Origin of the sequence: Kribbella sp. NBC_00889, from assembly GCF_045207705.1 — a bacterium.
Lineage (GTDB): Bacteria > Actinomycetota > Actinomycetes > Propionibacteriales > Kribbellaceae > Kribbella.
This window is the reverse complement of the sequence record NZ_CP108783.1, coordinates 93,835-114,130: the sequence shown is the minus strand read 5'-3', so window position 1 is coordinate 114,130 and position 20,296 is coordinate 93,835. Positions and strand designations below refer to the sequence as shown.

The window sequence follows — 20,296 nt, the reverse complement described above, 5'->3', positions numbered from 1 at the left end:
AGTCATGGCGTGCGCGAAAGGGCAACGGCCAAGCCCACGGTCCCGGCCATGATCAGCAGCTCGACAACCGCGAGCCGCCGGAACGCCGCCGGATCCCCGGCCGCCAACTCCGGGAGCGTTGTCCGCCGATGCCACCACCCGACCAGCACCAGCATCGCGAACGCCACGGTCTTTGCGAACACCAGAGCGCCGTACCCGCTGGTGACCCATTGCGTGATCAGCGCCCAGCCGTCGTCCCGCCCACCGAGGTGGATCTCCGCGGTCAGCAATCCGGTGACGCCCATCGCGATCGCACAGACCAGTGCCAGCCGGCTGAAGCGCTCGACGGCCTGCCGATCCCGGGCATACCGCAGTACGGCGCCCAGGCCGCCGATCCACGCCGTTGCCGCGAAGACGTGGACGACCAGTGAGGTGGTCGCGAGGACGGACCACACGTTCGTTCGCTCGATCGCGCCGTGTCCAGTGAGCAGCGGACCGGTCAGTGCAGCTGCGGTGAGCACCGCCGCGAACCGCGCGCCGCGAACCGTCCGGCAGCCGCTCAGGACCACCGCGAGAATCGCCGTGAGTACGACGGCCACCGCCAGAGCCCTGACCTGCAAGAGCTCCCCCGCCACGGATGCATGCTCGGCAAGGTGCGACAACGGGATCCCCAGGATCACCGCGCCCGACGTGATCAGCCCGCCGATACTCGCCACCGCCCAGACAGCGGCCGCGATCGCCGCGTCCTGGCAGGCCCGCAAACCCTTCGGCGACAGGTTCCCATCAGTTGCTGGAAGCAAGAGTATGACCGCTACCAGGGCACCGCCCGTCGCCACCGCGGCAGCATCGGCGACGAAACGCAGTACCGGAACCGACCAGGACAACGGCACTCCGGCACCGCTGAGACCGGCCGGCAACGGTTGCGGCGCACCGCCTGCCGCGAGCAGGGCGACGACCATCACCACGATGCCGGCGGCAACCATCCCACCCGCGACGGCCGGTTTGGCCGACCTCATTGCGAGGCGGGCCGGCGGCGCACGATGACGATCGCGAGCGCCACCACGACCAGCATCACCAGGCACAGGGCCACGATCGTGACCGTGTTCGAGCCGCTGTCCTGACTGGCGGTCGGCGTACCGCCCGGCTGGGTGGCCGGGTGACCGGCGTGGGTGACGGTGAACGATCCAGTGACGGTGATCGGGTGACCGTCGGCCGACACCACGCGGGCGTCGACCTGGTACCGGCCGGCGTCGACCATCGCGCCGACCGGCTGGGTCACGGTGTTGTCGATCACCTGCACGTCGCCGGTGGCCACATTGGTCCCGGACGGCGACTTGACCTGCACCTGCGTGCCGTTGCTGCCGACCGGCTCATTGAAGGTCAGCACCACCTTGGTCGGCGGTGCGGACATGGACGAACCATCGGCCGGGGTCATCGACTCGAGCTTGGCGTGCGCCGCCGCCACTCCGGTGGAAACCACCAGAGCGAGCAGCGACGCCACCAGTACTGCGATCAGTCGGCGCATGACTACGCCTTCTCGGATCCAGCCGGCTTGCGGGACCGGAGTCCCAGGCCCAAGCCGATCAGGCCCAACAGCAGGCCGGCGCCACCGAGAACGCGAGCCAGCTGGTCCGACGAGTCCCCGGTCTCCGAGGTCGTTGCCGCGACCGGCGTGATCGCTGCGGCCAGCTTGAGCGTCGGAGCCGGGTGCTCCGGCTCGTCAGCACCCTCCTTGGCGAGTTGGTCCCACTTGACCACCTCGCCATCGCTGTAGGACTGCACTGCGGGGAAGCTCAGCGCATCGACACCGTCCGGAATGCGCCCGACGGACAGGGAGAACTCGTCGAAGTTGCCGGCCGGGACCCCACCTGCCGTGGCAGTCCAGGTCACGGTGGTGATCGCCTTGGTCAGCGTGACGTCGCCGACCTTGACCGGCGCGGGCAACTGCTCGGTCGTCTTCACCACCGTCCAGCCGGGCTTCACCTGCGCGCCGACGCTGGCGAACGGGTGGTCCTTGGGCAACGAGACGACGAGCTTCGTGGTGGCGGCCGTATCGGACTCGGTCGGCACGCGGAAGACCAGCTTCGCGTACCCACCTGGCTTGGCGTCCGGCGACGACACCGTGACGTGGGCCGACGCCGAGGTGGCGGCGCCGGCCAGCACCAGCGTGGATGCCGCCGCGATCGCGACAGCACGCAGGGCGAACTTCTTGGACATGGGAACCTTTCGCGGTCACACGGGACAACCCGGCCGCGAAGGCACGCGGCCGGTCAGGACATCGCTGGGATCGCCCGGATGACCGGCGGCCCGCGCCGCGAGACGTTCGAGGTGAGCCGCCGCTGAACCAGTCGCGGCGACGGCGGTACGACGAGCAGTACGGCGGCGTACCGGCGTACTGGAGTCAGGATCGGCAGCCGCGGCAGGAAGCGCGCGAAGATCCGCAGTACTCGGTGGACCCAGCGACGTGCGCCTGTGATCGCGACGACACCTGCGAGCAGGACGGTCAGGTGCGCGGCAGTCATGACGAGACTGCCGCCGATCCCCTGCGGCATCCCCCCGTGGTGCGTCGGCATGGCCATCGGCTCGTGGGCCGCATCCAGGGTGATGTGGACGAACAGTTGGATCGCGGCGAGCACGACCACGGCCAGTGCACGTTCGCCGGCGAGGTACTCACCCAGCAGCCAGCAGACCGCGGTCAGGGCGAGCAGCGGCGACACCAACTGGAGGGCGACAGTGCCGCCCGCGAGCGCGTGACCGGCTACCGCGACGACGACGCTCAGCGCCGCGACCACGGGCGTCGCACTGCTCTCGGCGTGCATTCCCCGATCCCCTCGAGTGTCACTCGTACCAGACACTCTACGGACAGGGCTGCCGCGAGCGGCCCGCACCCTGCTGCTGTCAAGATGACCGGATGGACGTAGCAGTGCTGGAGGTCGGGGGCAGTCATGTGACGGCGGCGGTGGTGTCGCCGGACGACTGGTCCGTGAACGTGGTGGAACGGGCGAATCTCGAGTCGCAGAAGGCGGCCGAGGTGGTCGTCGCGCAGTTGGCGGCGGCGGCCCGGAAGTTGCCGCTGGCAAACGGTCTGGCGGTGGCGCTGCCCGGTCCGTTCGACTTCGCCACCGGCGTCGCCTGGTATCGCGGACAGGACAAGTTCGACCAGCTGTACGGGTACAACCTGGGCGACAGTCTGCGGGCTGAGCTCGCTCTGGACCGGCTGATGTTCATGAACGACGCCGAGGCGTTCGCTGTCGGTGAGTGGACCGCGGGCGAGGTCCGCGGCGTCGAGCGGTGCGTCGGTGTCACCATCGGCACCGGCGTCGGTACGGCGTTCCTCGCCGACGGCCACGTGGTCCGCGAGGGCGACACCGTCCCGTCTGGCGGTGAGCTCTACAAGACGGAGTACGACGGCAAGCCTCTGGAGGACTCGATCTCCGGACGGGCGATCCTGCGCAGGTACTTCGCGAGCACGGGTACCGAAGCGCCTGGGGTCAAGGAGATCGCCGAGGACGCGCGGGCCGGTGACGCCGCCGCGAAGGACGCCCTGCTGACAGCCTTCGGTGATCTTGCGACCGCACTCACCCCTTGGCTGGATCGCTTCGGGGTGACGAAGACCGTGCTGGGTGGCTCGATCTCGGGGGCTTTCGACATCGTGGCGGAGGTGTTCAGCTTCGACGTCGCGCCCACCGGTGACACCGAGCACTCGGCGCTGATCGGCGCGGCGGCGCACTACCTGCGTTCGACCTGAAGTGTCCACGGCTCTGGCTACGGTCACTCCATGAAGATCGCCGCGCCCCGGCTGCGCACCCAGCTCGAGTCCGCCTCGCCCACGCCGGAGGACATCGACGACGAGACCAGGCTGCTCGACCTGTCCTTGGAGGACGTGGATCTGAGCGATCTCGTCGCCGAGCATCTCGAGCTGAGCGGCTGCCGGCTGACCCGCACCAAGCTGGCCGGGTCGGACCTGGACAAGTTGATCCTGGTCGACGCGGAGCTGTCCCAGTGCGACGTCGCGAACGCCCGCTGGTCCGATGCCGCCCTCACCCGGGTGGCGATCAACTCGTCCCGGCTGACCGGGTTCGCCGGGCCGGGGATGAGCATCCAGCACGCCACGATCCGTGACAGCGTGCTCGACTTCGGCTCGTTCCGCTTCGCGAAGTTCGTGAAGGTGGAGTTCTCCGACTGCCGGCTGCAGAACGCGGACTTCGTCTCCGCGGACCTCACCGGCGCCGTGTTCCGCGGCTGCGACTTGACCGGGGCGGAGTTCTCCCAGGTCAAGGCGTCCGGGGCGGTCTTCGTCGACTGCACCTGGGACGCCGCCCGCGGCCTCACCGCCCTGACCGGCGCGACCGTGGCCGCCTCCTCCCCGATCGACACCCTGACCTTCACCAGCGCGGTCACCACAGCGGCCGGCATCACCCTCGCGCATCCCGATGACCTCGACTAGGCGGCGTGAGCATGGACACGTCCGGTCTGGGTGGGGCGGACTGGCTATTAGGGTGGGGGCGGAGCTTGCCGACCTGAAGTGGAGCACGTGGTGACCGACTCGACCATCATCTACACCCACACCGACGAGGCTCCGGCGCTCGCCACGTACTCGTTCCTCCCGGTGATCCAGGCGTACGCCGGTCAGGCCGGGGTCGGGGTGGAGACCCGGGACATCTCGCTGGCGGGCCGGATCATCGCCCTCTTTCCGGAGTACCTGAAGGACGACCAGCGGATCGCGGACGCGCTGGCCGAGCTCGGCGAGCTGGCCCGGACGCCGGAAGCCAACATCATCAAGCTGCCGAACGTCTCGGCCTCGATCCCCCAGCTGAAGGCGGCGATCGCCGAGCTGCAGGCCCAGGGCTACGCGCTGCCGGACTACCCGGACGAGCCGAAGACCGACGCGGAGCGGGAGGTCCAGACCCGCTACGACAAGGTCAAGGGCTCCGCGGTGAACCCGGTGCTGCGCGAGGGCAACTCGGACCGGCGCGCGCCCGCCTCGGTGAAGAACTACGCCAAGACCCACCCGCACCGGATGGGCGCCTGGTCGGCGGACTCCAAGACCAACGTCGCCACCATGGGACAGGACGACTTCCGGTCCACCGAGAAGTCGGCCGTGATCGCGGCCGACGGCTCGCTGCGGATCGAGCTGGTCGGCGACGACGGCACCACGACCGTCCTGCGCGAGTCGGTGCCGGTGCTGGCCAACGAGGTCGTCGACGCCTCGGTGCTGCACGTCGCCGCGCTGCGCGAGTTCCTCACCGCACAGATCGCCCGGGCCAAGGCCGACGACGTGCTGTTCTCGGTCCACCTGAAGGCCACGATGATGAAGGTCTCCGACCCGATCGTCTTCGGCCACGTGGTCCGCGCCTTCTTCCCGAACACCTTCGCGCAGTACGGCGACGTACTGGCCAAGGCCGGCCTGACTCCGAACGACGGGCTCGGCGGCATCCTCAACGGCATCGCGTCGCTGCCCGAAGGCGCCGAGATCAAGGCGTCGTTCGACGCCGAGCTGGCCGCCGGACCGGCGCTGGCGATGGTCGACTCGGACAAGGGCATCACCAACCTGCACGTCCCGTCCGACGTCATCGTCGACGCGTCGATGCCGGCCATGATCCGCACCTCCGGACATATGTGGGGACCGGACGGCCAGGAGCACGACACGCTCGCCGTGCTGCCGGACAGCAGCTACGCCGGGATCTACCAGGTCGTGCTCGACGACTGCCGCGCCAACGGCGCCTTCGACCCGTCCACGATGGGCTCGGTCCCGAACGTCGGCCTGATGGCGCAGAAGGCCGAGGAGTACGGCTCGCACGACAAGACCTTCGAGATCCAGACCACCGGCACCGTCCGGCTCGTCGACGAGGCCGGCAACGCCGTACTGGAGCAGGCCGTCTCGGCCGGCGACATCTTCCGCGCGTGCCAGACCAAGGACGCCCCGATCCGCGACTGGGTCAAGCTGGCCGTCACGCGGGCCCGGGCGACCGGCGACCCGGCGGTGTTCTGGCTGGACGAGACCCGCGCTCACGACGCTCAGATCATCACCAAGGTCCAGAAGTATCTGTTCGACCACGACACCGAGGGTCTGGACCTGCGCATCCTCGCGCCGGTCGACGCGATCAAGTTCTCGCTGGAGCGGATCCGCCGCGGTGAGAACACCATCTCGGTGACCGGCAACGTACTGCGCGACTACCTGACCGACCTGTTCCCGATCCTCGAGCTCGGCACCAGCGCGAAGATGCTGTCGGTCGTGCCGCTGATGGCTGGTGGCGGGCTGTTCGAGACCGGCGCCGGCGGTTCGGCGCCGAAGCACGTGCAGCAGCTGGTCAAGGAGAACTACCTGCGCTGGGACAGCCTGGGTGAGTTCTTCGCCCTGGCCGCGAGCTTCGAGCACCTGGCCCAGGCGACCGGCAACGCACGCGCCCAGATCCTCGCCGACACCCTGGACCGGGCCACCGCGACGTTCCTGAACGAGGACAAGTCGCCGACCCGTCGCGTAGGCGGCATCGACAACCGCGGCAGCCACTTCTACCTGTCCCTGTACTGGGCCCAGGAGCTGGCCAAGCAGACCGACGACGCCGATCTGGCGAAGGCGTTCGGCCCGCTGGCCGAGGTGCTCACGGCGAGCGAGCAGACGATCGTCGACGAGCTGATCGCCGTCCAGGGCAGCCCGGTCGACCTCGGCGGCTACTACCAGCCCGACCCGGCCAAGGCCACCGCCGTCATGCGCCCGTCCAAGACCTGGAACGACGCCCTCGGCTCGCTCTGACGACGCGGGCACCGTTAGGGCGTCCGCGTCCGGGCGGACGCCCCGCACCTGAACATCCGCCTCTGTTGTCTCTCGCAACTCCCGGCGCCCGCCAGGACGCCGGGAGTTGCTGCTTGTTATTGCGTGGCCGCCCCAGCGATCGCCTTCCTACACTGACCGGCATGACCGCAACCCGATCCGTGCTTGCCACGCAGGCCACGGACTTTCCCCGATGGTTCCAGGATGTGATTGCCAAAGCCGAGCTCGCCGACAACGGGCCGGTGCGGGGGACCATGGTCATCCGACCGTATGGGTACGGGATCTGGGAGCGACTGCAGGCGGCACTGGACGAGCGGATCAAGGCTGCCGGCGCGGCCAACGCGTACTTCCCACTCCTGATCCCGGAGAGCTACCTGCGCCGTGAGGCCGAGCACGTGAAGGGCTTCAGTCCCGAGCTCGCCGTGGTGACGCATGCCGGAGGCAAGCAACTCGAGGAGCCGGCGGTGGTGCGTCCGACCTCGGAGACCGTCATCGGTGAGTACATGGCGAAGTGGATCCAGAGCTATCGCGACCTGCCGCTGCTGCTGAACCAGTGGGCCAACGCGGTCCGTTGGGAGCTGCGGCCACGGTTGTTCCTGCGGACGACGGAGTTCCTGTGGCAGGAGGGCCACACCGCGCACGCGACCGCGGAGGATGCCCGCGCGTTCGCCACCAGGATCCTGTACGACGTCTACCGCGACGTGATGGTGAACGTGCTGGCGATCCCGGTGCTGCCCGGCCGGAAGACGCGGCGGGAGCGGTTCGCCGGGGCGATCAACACGATGACGCTGGAAGCCATGACCGGTGACGGCAAGGCGCTGCAGATGGGCACGGCCCACGAACTCGGCCAGAACTTCGCCCGTGCCTTCGACATCGGCTTCCAGTCGAGCGACGGGCAGCGTGAGCTCGCCTGGACCACCTCGTGGGGCAGCACCACACGCATGGTCGGCGGGATGATCATGGTGCACGGTGACGACGCCGGGCTGCGCGTGCCGCCGGCCGTCGCGCCGACCCAGGTCGTCGTACTCGCGGTCAGGGACGAGACCCTCGAGGCCGCTCGGCGGATCGCGGACGAGCTGGCGGCGGCCGGTCTGCGCGTCGAGGTCGACGATCGGACCGATCAGCCGTTCGGCCGGCGCGCGGTGAACTGGGAACTGAAGGGTGTCCCGGTTCGCATCGAGCTCGGCCCCCGCGACCTGGACAGCAATGTCGCGACGGTCGCACGTCGGCTGCGGGGCTCCGGCAAGGAGACCGTCGGCCTGCCGGATATCACGTCGACCGTCGTGGCGGCGATGGACGCAGACCAGGCTCTCCTACTGGCCGAGGCAGCCGCTCGCCAAACCGCGCGGACCACGGCCGTCTCCACCGTGGACGAGGCCCTGGAGGCGGCCGCGACCGGGTGGGCCAGCCTGCCGTACGACGTGGTCGGCGAAGCCGGCGAGGACCGACTGGCCACGGCCGGCATCACCGTCCGCTGCCTGCAGCGCTCGGACGGCACGCTCCCGACCGAGGACAGCGAGAGCGGCCTGACCGCGATCGTTGCCCGCTCCTACTAGCGCGGCACGGACTGCCAGGCCATCACAATCGGGCGCCGGCGCTCGGCTCCCGCGGAGCACTGCTGCGAACAACCCGTTGTGATGGCCTGGCGGTCCACCGGTCAGCGCGCCAGGTACTTGCGGACGTCGTCGGCGACCTGGGCGCGATGGACCATGCCGTACTTGCGCAGGATCGCGCTGAGGTGGGTCTTGACGGTGTTCAGGCTGATCCCGAGCTCGGCCGCGAGCTGGTCGTTGTCCAGGCCGTCGACGAGCAGGACGGCGACGTTCTGCTGGGCCTTGGTCAGGCTGGTGAACCGGCGCTCAGGACCCTCGTCGGTGTCCATCAGCATCTCGATCAACTCGGACTGGATGTGCTCCGTCGCGTCGACGATGCGATGCAGATGGCCTTCCACCGCCACGGCCAGCTCGGACTCGCTCAACGCCTCCGTCGCGATCTCGCGGATCGACGCGACCCGGTGGGTCAGGTACTCCATCACGTGGTCGGAGGTGAGCAGGTTGGGTCCGGCGTCACCGGCCGGCAGCATCCGCAGCGCCTCCCGGTCCTCGCCTTCACGGGTCAGCACCCGCTCCACCACGCCACCCAGCCACTCGAACGCCCGGACGGCGTTGTCGTCGTAGCTGTCCGGCTCGTAGCTCTGCATCGACAGCATCCCGAACAACTGGTCCGGACCATCCTTGGACGGCCGGAAGATCGGCACCGTCACCGCGTCCTCGGACTGCCGTCCGACATCACCGATCGGTACGCCGGCATGGAGCGCGGCACCGTTGTCGTAGGCGTACCGGTAGGTCTGCCGCCGCTTCAGCAACCACGCGGTCTGGCCGTTCGGACCGAAGTTGTGCGTGTCCGGGTCGACGTATCGGCCGTCGTCGTGGCCGTAGGGATAGCGGACCCGGCTGCTGCCCTGCAGGAAACCGACGAAGAACACGTCGACCCGCGCGATCTTGCCGGCCACCACCCGCACGTAGTCGTACAGGCCGTAGTGATCGGCTCGGAACAGCGCCTCGATCTTGTGATATGCCTCGCGCAGGATGATCGCGGTCTCCGCGTCGACCCTCAGCGGGGCGGACTTGTCTGCCTCCACGACGTCGACCCTTCAATCGATCACTCGACTATGACGCCGCCGCCGGGATATTGCCAGGTGCTAGTCCGCCAGGCGGACCCAGGCGGGCCAGACCGACGTTTTGTCCAGGTACGGCGCCAGCAGGACACTCACCTCCGCATCGTCGGCGCCCCGCAACTGGTCGGAGGCGATCTTGCGGGTGATGCCGGCCAGGAAATCGGCGATCTGGATGCGATGGTCGGTGAACGAGTCCACCTGCTCCAGCGCGGCGAATCCCTCGGTCGACTGCTGCAACCGGCCGACCCGCTCGGCCGACAACGTGGTCTGCCGATCGTGCGCGATCGCGACCGCCTGGCCGCCGTCGGTCCAGAACTCCACCGCCCGGACGATCGCCGGCATCAACGGGTCCAGCCGGGGGATCGGCGACTCGTCGGTGGCCCGGACGAAGTCGTTGGCCGCTTCCAGGAAGACTCGCGCCTCCGCGGTACGACGGCCGGCGTCGTACAGGAACCGGATCGTCTCGGATCGGGCGCCGAGGAAGTCGACCAGCGCGGAGACGAGGAAGTAGGTCTTGTCGACCAGGAACACGTGCGCGTTGCCCTCCAGCGGGCCGTCCGGTCCGAGGAACCAGAGCAGGACCGCGCGGTGTTTCGACCGGAGCAGGTGGCCGGCCTTGTACATGGTCGCGGGCGACTTGATCCGGGCCCGGAGTTCGGCGACGCACGCCGCCGCGGTCTGCTCGTCCAGCCGCACGCTCGCGTGCGCGAAGACGTCGGTCACGCCGCCGACGAGCTTCTCCCCCTCGTACCCGGACTCGTCACACGCGATCTCGACGGCCCTGGGTCCCGTTGGCGCGGTGGTCGGCACGTCCCGACTCTCTCACCGCACGCAAGCACCGCGCACGCCGATTACACAGAGAAGTCGCGGGTGGTGGGTCCGAGTTCCCGAGTCGCCCTCCCAAGCCTCGGCCGAACTCCCCTCACCACCCGCGACCAGATCAGGACGCCAATTCCTGTGAGCCCCCGCGTCTGTCGATCTCACAGCCCCCTGTCAGATCGGCGACCCCCCCGCAGTTCTTCTGGCGTCCTCTCCCTCCCCCCGTTGACTACACCGTGCCACCTCGTGTCCGGACCTGCCTATCGCCCACGGCATGAGGTTGTTGTGTCCTCAAGCTCATCCCGGGGATGATGTAGTCGTTTACGAGTCCCACACCTCGGGCAGAAACTTGCAGTCCTGCCTGGTCAGCGGGCCAGATAGCGGCGTACGTCGGCCGCCACCTCGGCGCGGCTGGCCAGGTCATACTTGCCCAGGATCGTTCTGAGGTGGGACTTGACCGTGTTGACGGAGATGCCCAGTTCGGTCGCGATCCGGGTGTTGCCGGGGTCCTCGGCGAGGAGCAGCGCAACACTCTGCTGGGTCGGAGTCAGCAGCGCGAACCGCTGCTCGGGTCCGTCGTCCGCGTCGAGCATCATCTCGATCAGCTCCGACTGCGTCTGCTCGGCCTCCTTGATCAGCTTTCCGAGCGAGTCCCGCGCAGGATCGGCGACATCGGTCAACGCCATCGCCTCGTGCGCAAGCGCTCTCAGGATGGCGATCCGGTTCGACAGGTACTCCATCACCGAGTCCGAGGTGAGCACGTTCGGGGACTCGGCCCCGGCCGGAAGCAGCCGTAGCGCCTCCCTGTCCTCCGCCTCCCGCGTGAGCACCCGCGCAGTCATCCCAGCGAGCCATTCAAACGCCCGTACGGCGTTGTCGTCGTAGCTGTTCGGGCGATAACTGTGCATCGACATCATGCCGAACAGCTCGTCGGGTCCACCGTCGCTGCCGGGCCGGAACATCGGCACGGTCACCGCATCCTCCGACGGCTTGGTCACGTCGCCGGCCGGGACGCCTGCCTGCAGTACGGCGCCGTTGTCGTAGGCGAAGCGGTAGGTCTGACGCTGACGCAGCAGCCACGCAGTCTGCCCGTTCGGCCCGTAGATGTGGCTGGCGGGATCGTCGTACTGTCCGCTGTCGTAGCCGTACGGGTACCGGACCCGGTTGGACCCGTGCAGGAAGCCCACGTAGAAGGTGTCGACCGAGGTGATCTTCCCGGCCACCGCGCGGACGTAGTCGAACAGGCCGTAGTGCGAGGCCCGGTAGAGCGACTCGATCTTGTGGTACGCCTCCCGCAGGATGATCGCCGTCTCCGCGTCCACCCTCAGGACCCCCGGCGATCTGTCCTCCCCAGCAACTGGCATCCGCAACCCACCCCAGGACATCGCATTGACGTCAGGTCACCGAGTATCCACCGTTCGGCCCGCCGGGGAGACGGGATTCGGTGCGTCGGTCACCAGCTGGTGTCGAGGGGCTTGCCCTCGGCGTACCCGGCGGCCGTTTGGAGGCCGACGACCGCGCGCTCGTGGAACTCGGCCAGGTTCGCGGCGCCGACGTACGTGCAGGAACTGCGGATGCCGGACACGATCGAGTCGAGCAGGTCCTCGACGCTCGGCCGCTCCGGGTCCAGGTACATCCTGGCGGTCGAGATGCCCTCGCCGAAGAAGCCCTTCCGGGCCCGCTGGAACGGCGTGTCGTCGGCTGTCCGGGAGCGGACCGCGCGGGCCGACGCCATTCCGAAGCTCTCCTTGTAGATCCGGCCGTCGCTGTCGCGGTGCGGATCGCCGGGCGACTCGTACGTCCCGGCGAACCAGGAGCCGATCATCACGCTGGAGGCACCCGCGGCCAGCGCGAGCGCGACATCGCGCGGATGCCGTACGCCGCCGTCCGCCCACACGTGCTTGCCGAGCTCACGGGCCCGATCCGAGCACTCCAGTACGGCGGAGAACTGCGGACGACCGACAGCCGTCTGCATCCGCGTCGTACACATCGCGCCCGGTCCGACGCCGACCTTCACGATGTCCGCGCCGGCCGCCACGAGATCGCTGACGCCCTCGGCGGTGACCACGTTCCCGGCGACGATCGGGACCTCTGGCCCGAGGGCGCGGACCTGCTCGAGGACCTCGAGCATCCGCTCCTGGTGACCATGTGCGGTGTCGATGACCAGTACGTCGATGCCGACGTTGAGCAACGCCTTGGCCTTCTGCTCGGCGTCGCCGTTGATCCCGATGGCCGCCGCGACCCGGAGCTTCCCGTTCGCATCGACCGCGGGCTGGTAGAGGGTGGCGCGGAGCGAGCGCTGGCGGGTGAGGATGCCGACGATGTTGCCGTTCCCGTCGACGACGGGCGCGAGCCGGTGCCGGCCGTCGTGCAACTGGTCGAACGCGGCCTCCGCATCGGTCCCAGCCGGCAAGGTCAGCAACTCCCGCGACATGATCCCGTCGAGCTGGCTGAACCGGTCCACGCCCGCGCAGTCGGCCTCGGTCACCACGCCGACCGGACGGCCCTCGTCGACCACGATCACCGCACCATGACCGCGCTTGGGCAACAGGTTGAGCGCCTCGCCCACGGTCCCGGTCGGTGGCAGCACCAGCGCGGTGTCGTGCACGGTGTGCCGTTCCTTGATCCAGGCAACCACCTCGGCGACCACGTCGACCGGGATGTCCTGCGGGATCACCGCCAGCCCGCCACAGCGCGCGATCGTCTCCGCCATCCGCCGGCCCGACACCGCTGTCATGTTCGCCGCGACGACGGGGATCGACGTACCGCTGCCGTCACTTGTGGACAGGTCCACGTCCAGCCGGGACGTGACACCGGACCGGTTCGGCACCAGAAACACATCACTGAACGTCAGGTCCCCCGCAGGCTCCCGATCATGATGAAACCGCATGGCACGACCCCTTCCGCCCGACAACAACCCCGCCAGCCTGACACGCGCCTACCCCACTCACAAGCAACTCCCAATCGCGACTGGTTGCACAGAGTAAAAGCAAATTGAAAGGTGCTTGAGCGAGGCGGATTGCTATGGCTCGGTGGCACGCAGGTCTGCGGCCCACGCCAGCAAGTTGCTCTTGTCGTACCGCTGAGCCAGGACGTAGACATCGGCAAAGTCTCTGGCTTCCGCTCGATCGAAGAGAGCGATGACCTTCCGGCCGGCGAGTTCTTCGAGGCCGAACGTCGGCCCGGCGATACTCACAGTGGACGGACGGCTCGGTGCGGAATCCATCGCGAGATCGACGAGCAGGTCTTCGGTTCCGGACACCACGAGCCGGCAGAACGTCTCGCTGTCGCGTACCCGACGCAGCGACCAATCCCGCGCCGCCGCCGCGACTTCGAACGCGTCCCGGGCGGTCGGAACGTCGCCGCGGTCCGGTCCCGTGAAGAAGTCAAGATCCCTGGTCGGCCGCGATGTGAGCTGCTGTGCCGCTAACGCAGCTCCACCGGCAAGCAGGAACCAGCGCTGGCCGGCAGGCTGAAGAACATCTGCGCAACCTCGATCTGGAACGGCGTCAGACGGACTCGGTCGGGCGTCATGCGGCCGCTTCGACAGCGTTCTCGACGACTCCGGCCCAGGCCGCACGGACATCTCGCGGGAGCACCAGTTCCGGCCACAGATCGATCAGTAGCGCGCCGTCGACGTACGCGAGAACGTCCTCGGGTCCGCCCTCCCGCAGAACGATCTCGTACACCCGTGCCCGCTGCACTCGATCGTGGAGGTTGAACCGCCGGCCAGGCTCGGACCAATTCAGATGCAGTGGCAGTGCAACCACAGCAAAGGCGCGGTCGACAGGTTGCCTGGGCAGCCGGGTGGGGACTGCAACCGTCCGGCCACGAGTCGTGATCTGCTCGACAAAGTCGATCCGCGGGCGAAGGCCCAACTCAAATCCCGCTTCGGCCAGCAGACGTGCGGCAGTGTCCAGCGTTGGCGATTTCCGGCCGTGCTCGTACGCGGACAGCGTCGGTCGAGACGTACCAGCGCGACGGGCAAGCTCTTCTTGACTCAACCCCGCGGCACGCCGAGCCTCTGCCAGCAAGTCCGCAGTACCCTTCATGCTCCACCTCCATGTATCCGAAAGGATACACCCCGCCGGGATGCCTGGAAGTACAAGACCGGCTCCCACCGTCGCGGTGGGAGCCGGTCTTGTTGTTCGGTTGCGGGTCAGGCGACGTCGAAGCGGTCCAGGTCCATCACCTTGGTCCAGGCGGCGACGAAGTCCTGGACGAACTTGGCCTTGGCGTCGTCGCTGGCGTAGACCTCGGCGACCGCGCGGAGCTCGGAGTTCGAGCCGAAGACCAGGTCGGCCCGGGTGCCGGTCCACTTGGTCTCACCGTTGACGGTGGCCTCGAACGTCTCCTGGCTGTCGTCGACCGACGTCCACTCCGTGCCCAGGTCGAGCAGGTTCGCGAAGAAGTCGTTGGTCAGCACACCGGGAGTCTCGGTGAGTACGCCGTACGACGAACCGCCGTAGTTCGCCCCGAGGACGCGCAGGCCGCCGACCAGGACGGTCAGCTCGGGCGCGCTCAGGGTGAGCAGGTTCGCCTTGTCCAGCAGCAGGTACTCGGCCGGGAGCCGGCTGCCCTTGCCGTAGTAGTTGCGGAAGCCGTCCGCGGCCGGCTCGAGCGCGGCGAACGAGTCGACGTCCGTCTGCTCCAGCGACGCGTCCGTCCGGCCCGGCGTGAAGGGTACGGCGAGGTCGTGCCCCGCACTCTTCGCGGCCACCTCGACGCCCACGCCACCGGCGAGCACGATCAGGTCGGCCAGCGAGATCTTCTTGCCGCCGGTCTGCGCGGCGTTGAAGCTCTCCTGGATGCCCTCGAGCGTCCGCAGTACCTGCGGGAGCTGGTCAGGGTTGTTGACCTCCCAGCCGCTCTGCGGCTGCAGCCGGATGCGCGCACCGTTCGCGCCACCGCGCTTGTCACTTCCGCGGTACGTCGAAGCCGACGCCCACGCGGTCGAGACCAGCTGCGCCACCGACAGCCCGGAGGCCGCGATCTGCGCCTTCAGTGCGTTGACGTCGTCGGCACCCACGAGCTCGTGGTCGACCGCCGGCACCGGGTCCTGCCAGATCAGCGTCTCGGTCGGGACCTCGGGGCCGAGGTACCGGCCGATCGGGCCCATGTCGCGGTGGGTCAGCTTGAACCAGGCCCGCGCGAACGCGTCCGCGAACTCGTCCGGGTTGTCCTTGAAGCGACGCGAGATCGGCTCGTAGATCGGGTCGAACCGCAGCGCCAGGTCGGTGGTCAGCATGGTCGGCTTGTGCTTCTTCGCCGCGTCGTAGGCGTCCGGGATGACCTCCTCGGAGTCCTTGGCCACCCACTGGTTCGCACCGGCCGGGCTCTTCGACAGCTCCCACTCGTAGCCGAACAGGATCTCGAAGAAGTCGTTGCCCCACTGGGCCGGCGTCCTGGTCCAGGTGACCTCGATGCCGCTGGTGATCGTGTCCGGACCCCTGCCGGTGTTGTACGTGTTCCGCCAGCCAAGACCCTGGTGGTCGATCGGGGCGCCTTCCGGCTCCGAACCGACGTACTCCTCCGGGTCGGCCGCACCGTGCGTCTTGCCGAAGGTGTGACCACCCGCGATCAGTGCGACGGTCTCCTCGTCGTTCATCGCCATCCGGCCGAACGTCTCCCGGATGTCGCGCGCCGAGGCGACCGGGTCCGGATTGCCGTTCGGGCCTTCCGGGTTCACGTAGATGAGGCCCATCTGTACGGCGCCGAGCGGCTTCTCCAGGTCGCGGTCACCGGTGTAGCGCTCGTCGCCCAGCCAGGTGGTCTCCGGACCCCAGTAGACGTCGTCCTCCGGCTCCCACACGTCCGGACGTCCACCGGCGAACCCGAAGGTCTTGAAGCCCATCGTCTCGAGCGCGACATTGCCGGTCAGGATCATCAGGTCGGCCCAGGACAACGCCTGGCCGTACTTCTTCTTCACCGGCCAGAGCAGCCGGCGGGCCTTGTCCAGGTTCGCGTTGTCCGGCCAGCTGTTCAGCGGCGCGAACCGCTGCTGCCCCGCACCGGCGCCGCCGCGGCCGTCGCTGATCCGGTACGTACCGGCGCTGTGCCAGGCCATCCGGATCATGAACGGGCCGTAGTGCCCGAAGTCGGCCGGCCACCAGTCCTGCGAGGTGGTCAGCACCTCGGCGATGTCCGCCTTCACCGCGGGCAGGTCGAGGGTCTTGAACGCCGCGGCGTAGTCGAACTCCTCGCCCAGCGGGTTCGCGACGGCCGGGTTCTTGGCCAGGATCTTCAGGTTCAGCTGGTTCGGCCACCAGCCGCGGTTGGCGTTGCCGCGGGTCGGGTGGGCGCCCTGTCCGTGCGCTACCGGGCAGCCGCCGGCCGCCTGCGCGTTGTCTTCGCCGCGGCTCTCCTCACTGCCTTCGCCGGGCAGTGGTTCATGCTTCTCGGACATCGAATTCCTTCCAGGACTGGACGTTTTCAACAGGAAGTCAGGTACTGCGTGTGGACGAGCAGTCGGCGCACAGGCCCCAGTAGATGACCTCGGCCTCGTCGATGACGAACCCGCGGTCGTCGGCCGCGGTCAGGCACGGCGCGTGCCCGACCGCACAGTCGACGTCGGCGATCGCCCCGCACGACCGGCAGACGGCATGGTGGTGGTTGTCCCCGACCCGCGACTCGTACCGCGCAACCGACCCGAGCGGCTGGATGCGTCGTACCAGGCCGGCCGCCGTCAACGTGTGCAGCGAGTCGTACACCGCCTGGTGCGACACCTCGGGCAGTTCGTTGCGCACGGCCCCTATGATCGAGTCCGTGTCGGAGTGCGGATGCGCGTACACCGCCGTCAGCACCGCCACCCGCGGCCGGGTCACCCGCAACGACACGCCCCGCAACAGTTGCTGGAGCTCGTCGGTCGTCGGCACGTCGAGCAGTCTTGCGCCTTTTCTGGAATGAGTCAAGATTAGTTGATGTCGCAGAATGAGACGATGGTCGACGTACTGCACGAGGTCGAGCCCGACCGCCTCCCCGAACTCCTGACTCTCTTCAACTCCGCTTGGTGGATGTCGGACCGGACGACTGAGGAGACCGAACGCATCCTGCGCGAGTCCGACATCGTCGTGGCCCTCGCCGATCCTCCGTCGGACCGCCTGACCGGCTTCGCCCGGGTCCTCACCGACTACACCCACATCGCCCTGATCCTCGACGTGGTCGTAGCCCCGGAGCACCGCTCGTCGGGCCACGGCGCCACCCTGATGAGCACCATCGTCGACCACCCTCGATTGCAGACCGTCCGCAGCCTCGAACTGGTCTGCCAACCGGACCTCATCCCCTTCTACCGCCGCTGGGGCTTCACCACCGAAGTAGGCCGGTCCCTCCTCATGCGCCGCACGAACGACCCACGACTGACCTCCTGACACGTTGCCGGGGTGATGGGCCGCAGTGGGTAATCTGGGGGCATGCCTGTGGGCGGGCGGGTGTGGAAGCATCCGAGGGTGTCGATCGGCGTTGGCGTGGTCGCTCTCGCGGCGATCGCAGCCGTGGTCATCGCGCTTGTCAGCCGTGGACCTGAGACGCCGCAGACATTCGGCCCCTGGTATCCGTTGACCAATCAGAGCGGCGATCCGGCCGTTGCGGACTTCGAGAACCACGTGCCGTGCGCGATCGACGACCCGCCTGCAGCCGAGTGCCAGCGGGTGAAGCTCGGCGTCGTCCTGTACCGCGACGAGGCAACCGGCGCACCGTCGACGTACCTCATCTCTGTAATCCGGGTCGGCGTCGGAAACGACCGCGAGACCCACGAAGGAACCTGGACCGTCGCCCGCGGCACCGGGCTCGACCCGCAAGCGACCGTCTACCAACTCGACACGGGTGCTCCGGAACACCTCCGGCAGTACTGGCCGGTCGGTGACGACATCCTGTACCTCCTCGACAAGGACAAGAAGCCGCGCGTCGGCGACGCCGCGTACGGCTACGCCTTGAGCAGCATCCCATCGGCCAGAAGGTCCAGGCACCAAGGTAGGAATCAGAATCGGTGCTGCGACATCCAGTCCGTGGCGAAGTCGACGACTGCCCGTTGCGACATCAGCCGTGCCGTAGCCGCACCAACCATGCCGACCCGTTCTCCGCCCGCGGCCTCGAACGCTTCCCCGATCTGACCGAAGTCACCCTCGTCCTCATCGACGTCCTCCCATTCCCGCCACACAGCAGTCCCGTCCGCCAGCCGCAACGAGGACCCGACGACGTGCCGAGGCGCTTTCGGGCTGCGCCACTCGGACAAGTGCATGGACGTGTTGCGCTCATGTCCGCACCCGAGCAACAGCACTGAGCCGTCCAACCGGTACACCGCACCCAACGGCGAAGACTCCCCCAGCCCATCATCAAGGCGGTGTCCCTCGACGACTTCGTCGGCCCGCGCCCCCAAGGCGGCAAACGAAACCTGCGGATGACTACTCCGCCGCGCCCCAGGCCACGTACGCACCAACTCCGACAGCCGCCCCAACGCCCGCCCGGCAGGCGTCAACGCCGGATCAAACCCCGGCGCCTCCTCCCGAATCACCGACCACCAAGCTTCCGGCACCGGCGGATTGACCCAATGCGCCGGATCGGTGTTGTCCGGCGTATGCGTAGGGACAACCAGCGTCCCCTCCGCCCCCAGCACCTCCAACAACGCCTCCACCACAGCCTGAGGCCCCCCAGCCACGAACCCCAAACTCCGCAACGAAGAATGCATCAACACAACCCCGCCGGCCCGCACCCCCAACCCCCTGAGATCCGCCACCAACGACCCCCGCGTCGCACACCCATCAACCATCCCCAGACCCTAGACGCCGACCGCACCCCAACACGCGACCCCAGCCACGGAGCCGAGCGCAGCGAAGGCGCACCCCAACAGGCCACCCCAGCCACGGAGCCGAGCGCAGCGAAGGCGCACCCCAACAGGCCACCCCAGCCACGGAGCCGAGCGCAGCGAAGGCGCACCCCAACAGGCCACCCCAGCCACGGAGCCGAGCGCAGCGAAGGCGCAGGGGGTGCGGGTGGCGGAGCCCCCGCTCGCGGCGAGCGGAGCGACGCCGCACAAACGACGAAGGCGACCCGGTCCGCGCTCTCCGCGGACACGAGTCGCCCATCGACTTCGTGGAGCTGAGGGGATTCGAACCCCTGGCCTCTTCGTTGCGAACGAAGCGCGCTACCAACTGCGCCACAGCCCCGAGTTGGTCGCCGGTTTCCTGGCGACCGCGAAACTCTAACACGCCTATGGTCGCGGGTTAAAACCGAGGTTGTCGAGTGGGTTTCAGTCTCCGACCGCGCGCTTGACCTCGGGTTCGGCGGGCGTCTCGACGGGCTCGGGGAGGGCGGGCTTGTCGGCCGGGTCGGTGGTGCGGGCGGAGGAGAAGACCTCGTCGTCGGACAGGGAGATGGTGCGGACGGTGCGGTCCGGTGCCTTCTCTTTCATGACGTACGTCGGCAGCGTCACCGGCACCGGATCCCACAGTCCCTCGGCAGGCGCGGGCTTCTCGACCGGGGGCTCGGGCAGCTTGACCTCGATCGTCAGCTCCTGGTCGGGAGACGGAGTGGGTGCCGGCTTCCCGGCCGGGCCACGGTCGTGCCGCGCCTGGGCCTGCGCCCGCCGCTTGTCGGCCAGTCGGGCACGCGTCCGGGCCTGCCGTCGCAACTGGATCCGGGTGAGTACGACGAACCCGACGATCAGTGCACCCGGGATCGCGACGGTCCACCACAGCAGCATCCCCAGTCCCGCCAGCGCGGTGACCGACAACAGCGAAAGGGTCAGGATCGACAGCACCCGCCGGCGGCGCATGGCGGCCACCCGGCGGGCTCGGTTGGGGACGTACCGCGTCGGTGGCGGCAGGTCCTCGGCCGATCCCTTGTCGTCCACGGCACCTGCGGGACGTACGACGTACCGGGGCCGTGACGGGTCTCGTGAGAGTACGCGCGCATCGGCGGACGACGACACCGGGCGGCGCCGCGCCTCGTCGCCGCGCTTGAGAATCATGGGGACGAGGTAAGCGGCCCACGCGGCGACGATCGCCACATAGATCAGCCCTGTCGTCCCCATGCGACGACGCTAAGGTGCACGG

Annotated in this window: 19 protein-coding genes and 1 tRNA gene; 5 read left to right on the top strand and 15 right to left on the bottom strand. The window is 68.5% G+C overall.

The window, feature by feature from the left end; all coding sequences use genetic code 11:
* Positions 1–2: 2 nt before the first annotated feature.
* From OG817_RS00545 to OG817_RS00530, 4 genes are read right to left on the bottom strand one after another with little or no spacing between them, the layout of a single operon-like run.
* Positions 3–995, bottom strand: a complete 993-nt coding sequence (locus tag OG817_RS00545) for a copper resistance D family protein (protein ID WP_406051442.1) — start codon at positions 993–995, stop codon at positions 3–5.
* Positions 992–1,504, bottom strand: a complete 513-nt coding sequence (locus OG817_RS00540; protein WP_360448203.1) for a copper resistance CopC family protein — start codon at positions 1,502–1,504, stop codon at positions 992–994. Before OG817_RS00540 ends, OG817_RS00545 begins: the two co-directional genes overlap by 4 nt.
* A 2-nt stretch (positions 1,505–1,506) precedes the next feature.
* A complete protein-coding gene (locus OG817_RS00535) occupies positions 1,507–2,196 on the bottom strand; it encodes a YcnI family protein (protein ID WP_406051441.1) in 690 nt (229 codons plus the stop codon).
* Positions 2,197–2,249: 53 nt separating this feature from the next.
* Positions 2,250–2,798 carry a hypothetical protein gene (locus OG817_RS00530; RefSeq protein WP_406051440.1) on the bottom strand — a complete coding sequence of 183 codons (549 nt, stop codon included), beginning with the start codon at positions 2,796–2,798 and terminating at the stop codon, positions 2,250–2,252.
* Between the two features lie 92 nt (positions 2,799–2,890).
* Between OG817_RS00530 and OG817_RS00525 the strand changes: the two genes are divergently transcribed.
* The 4 genes from OG817_RS00525 to proS all read left to right on the top strand — a co-directional run bounded on the left by OG817_RS00525 (position 2,891) and on the right by proS (position 8,307).
* On the top strand, positions 2,891–3,727 hold the full coding sequence (locus OG817_RS00525) for an ROK family protein (RefSeq protein ID WP_406051439.1): 837 nt from the start codon (positions 2,891–2,893) through the stop codon (positions 3,725–3,727).
* A gap of 30 nt (positions 3,728–3,757) precedes the next feature.
* The gene (locus OG817_RS00520; protein WP_406051437.1) at positions 3,758–4,426 is read left to right on the top strand and encodes a pentapeptide repeat-containing protein; all 669 of its coding nucleotides are present in this window, start codon (positions 3,758–3,760) and stop codon (positions 4,424–4,426) included.
* An 87-nt stretch (positions 4,427–4,513) separates the two neighbouring features.
* The gene (locus tag OG817_RS00515; RefSeq protein WP_406051436.1) at positions 4,514–6,733 is read left to right on the top strand and encodes an NADP-dependent isocitrate dehydrogenase; all 2,220 of its coding nucleotides are present in this window, start codon (positions 4,514–4,516) and stop codon (positions 6,731–6,733) included.
* Positions 6,734–6,894: 161 nt separating this feature from the next.
* Complete coding sequence (gene proS / locus OG817_RS00510; RefSeq protein ID WP_406051434.1) at positions 6,895–8,307, top strand: proline--tRNA ligase; 1,413 nt, start codon at positions 6,895–6,897, stop codon at positions 8,305–8,307.
* A gap of 101 nt (positions 8,308–8,408) precedes the next feature.
* On the opposite strand, the gene OG817_RS00505 is transcribed toward proS, so the two are convergent.
* From OG817_RS00505 to OG817_RS00470, 8 genes are all read right to left on the bottom strand, one after another.
* The gene (locus OG817_RS00505; protein WP_406051433.1) at positions 8,409–9,392 is read right to left on the bottom strand and encodes a LuxR C-terminal-related transcriptional regulator; all 984 of its coding nucleotides are present in this window, start codon (positions 9,390–9,392) and stop codon (positions 8,409–8,411) included.
* A gap of 60 nt (positions 9,393–9,452) precedes the next feature.
* Positions 9,453–10,238: a hypothetical protein gene (locus OG817_RS00500; RefSeq protein WP_406051432.1), complete on the bottom strand. Its 786-nt coding sequence runs from the start codon at positions 10,236–10,238 to the stop codon at positions 9,453–9,455.
* A gap of 374 nt (positions 10,239–10,612) precedes the next feature.
* The gene (locus OG817_RS00495; RefSeq protein WP_406051430.1) at positions 10,613–11,611 is read right to left on the bottom strand and encodes a LuxR C-terminal-related transcriptional regulator; all 999 of its coding nucleotides are present in this window, start codon (positions 11,609–11,611) and stop codon (positions 10,613–10,615) included.
* Between the two features lie 89 nt (positions 11,612–11,700).
* Complete coding sequence (locus tag OG817_RS00490) at positions 11,701–13,137, bottom strand: GuaB1 family IMP dehydrogenase-related protein (protein WP_406051429.1); 1,437 nt, start codon at positions 13,135–13,137, stop codon at positions 11,701–11,703.
* Between the two features lie 132 nt (positions 13,138–13,269).
* Positions 13,270–13,833 (bottom strand): nucleotidyl transferase AbiEii/AbiGii toxin family protein, encoded by a 564-nt coding sequence (locus tag OG817_RS00485; protein WP_406051428.1) that lies wholly within the window; start codon positions 13,831–13,833, stop codon positions 13,270–13,272.
* Positions 13,778–14,299 carry a helix-turn-helix transcriptional regulator gene (locus tag OG817_RS00480; protein WP_406051427.1) on the bottom strand — a complete coding sequence of 174 codons (522 nt, stop codon included), beginning with the start codon at positions 14,297–14,299 and terminating at the stop codon, positions 13,778–13,780. The genes OG817_RS00485 and OG817_RS00480 overlap by 56 nt, the downstream gene beginning before the upstream one ends.
* A 107-nt stretch (positions 14,300–14,406) precedes the next feature.
* Positions 14,407–16,653 carry a catalase/peroxidase HPI gene (gene katG / locus OG817_RS00475; protein WP_406051426.1) on the bottom strand — a complete coding sequence of 749 codons (2,247 nt, stop codon included), beginning with the start codon at positions 16,651–16,653 and terminating at the stop codon, positions 14,407–14,409.
* Positions 16,654–16,690: 37 nt separating this feature from the next.
* The gene (locus OG817_RS00470) at positions 16,691–17,122 is read right to left on the bottom strand and encodes a Fur family transcriptional regulator (RefSeq protein ID WP_393379657.1); all 432 of its coding nucleotides are present in this window, start codon (positions 17,120–17,122) and stop codon (positions 16,691–16,693) included.
* Between the two features lie 45 nt (positions 17,123–17,167).
* On the opposite strand from OG817_RS00470, the gene OG817_RS00465 reads away from it, so the two are divergent.
* Entirely contained in the window at positions 17,168–17,614 is a 447-nt protein-coding gene (locus tag OG817_RS00465) for a GNAT family N-acetyltransferase (RefSeq protein ID WP_406051425.1), read from the top strand.
* A 608-nt stretch (positions 17,615–18,222) separates the two neighbouring features.
* Here OG817_RS00465 and OG817_RS00460 read toward each other — a convergent pair.
* The 3 genes from OG817_RS00460 to OG817_RS00450 form a co-directional block, all read right to left on the bottom strand.
* Complete coding sequence (locus OG817_RS00460) at positions 18,223–18,930, bottom strand: aminoglycoside N(3)-acetyltransferase (RefSeq protein ID WP_406057640.1); 708 nt, start codon at positions 18,928–18,930, stop codon at positions 18,223–18,225.
* 405 nt (positions 18,931–19,335) lie between these two features.
* Positions 19,336–19,408 (bottom strand) — tRNA-Ala (locus OG817_RS00455).
* Between the two features lie 83 nt (positions 19,409–19,491).
* Entirely contained in the window at positions 19,492–20,274 is a 783-nt protein-coding gene (locus OG817_RS00450) for a hypothetical protein (RefSeq protein WP_406051423.1), read from the bottom strand.
* Between the last annotated feature and the right edge of the window lie 22 nt (positions 20,275–20,296).

What these genes read in the sequence shown, in the direction of transcription:
- OG817_RS00545 (WP_406051442.1), bottom strand. Translation starts at nt 995, where the DNA reads ATGAGGTCGGCCAAACCGGCCGTCGCGGGTGGGATGGTTGCCGCCGGC.
- OG817_RS00540 (WP_360448203.1), bottom strand. Translation starts at nt 1,504, where the DNA reads ATGCGCCGACTGATCGCAGTACTGGTGGCGTCGCTGCTCGCTCTGGTG.
- OG817_RS00535 (WP_406051441.1), bottom strand. Translation starts at nt 2,196, where the DNA reads ATGTCCAAGAAGTTCGCCCTGCGTGCTGTCGCGATCGCGGCGGCATCC.
- OG817_RS00530 (WP_406051440.1), bottom strand. Translation starts at nt 2,798, where the DNA reads ATGCACGCCGAGAGCAGTGCGACGCCCGTGGTCGCGGCGCTGAGCGTC.
- OG817_RS00525 (WP_406051439.1), top strand. Translation starts at nt 2,891, where the DNA reads ATGGACGTAGCAGTGCTGGAGGTCGGGGGCAGTCATGTGACGGCGGCG.
- OG817_RS00520 (WP_406051437.1), top strand. Translation starts at nt 3,758, where the DNA reads ATGAAGATCGCCGCGCCCCGGCTGCGCACCCAGCTCGAGTCCGCCTCG.
- proS (WP_406051434.1), top strand. Translation starts at nt 6,895, where the DNA reads ATGACCGCAACCCGATCCGTGCTTGCCACGCAGGCCACGGACTTTCCC.
- OG817_RS00495 (WP_406051430.1), bottom strand. Translation starts at nt 11,611, where the DNA reads ATGCCAGTTGCTGGGGAGGACAGATCGCCGGGGGTCCTGAGGGTGGAC.
- OG817_RS00490 (WP_406051429.1), bottom strand. Translation starts at nt 13,137, where the DNA reads ATGCGGTTTCATCATGATCGGGAGCCTGCGGGGGACCTGACGTTCAGT.
- OG817_RS00485 (WP_406051428.1), bottom strand. Translation starts at nt 13,833, where the DNA reads ATGTCCGTGCGGCCTGGGCCGGAGTCGTCGAGAACGCTGTCGAAGCGG.
- OG817_RS00480 (WP_406051427.1), bottom strand. Translation starts at nt 14,299, where the DNA reads ATGAAGGGTACTGCGGACTTGCTGGCAGAGGCTCGGCGTGCCGCGGGG.
- katG (WP_406051426.1), bottom strand. Translation starts at nt 16,653, where the DNA reads ATGTCCGAGAAGCATGAACCACTGCCCGGCGAAGGCAGTGAGGAGAGC.
- OG817_RS00465 (WP_406051425.1), top strand. Translation starts at nt 17,168, where the DNA reads ATGTCGCAGAATGAGACGATGGTCGACGTACTGCACGAGGTCGAGCCC.
- OG817_RS00460 (WP_406057640.1), bottom strand. Translation starts at nt 18,930, where the DNA reads ATGCATTCTTCGTTGCGGAGTTTGGGGTTCGTGGCTGGGGGGCCTCAG.
- OG817_RS00450 (WP_406051423.1), bottom strand. Translation starts at nt 20,274, where the DNA reads ATGGGGACGACAGGGCTGATCTATGTGGCGATCGTCGCCGCGTGGGCC.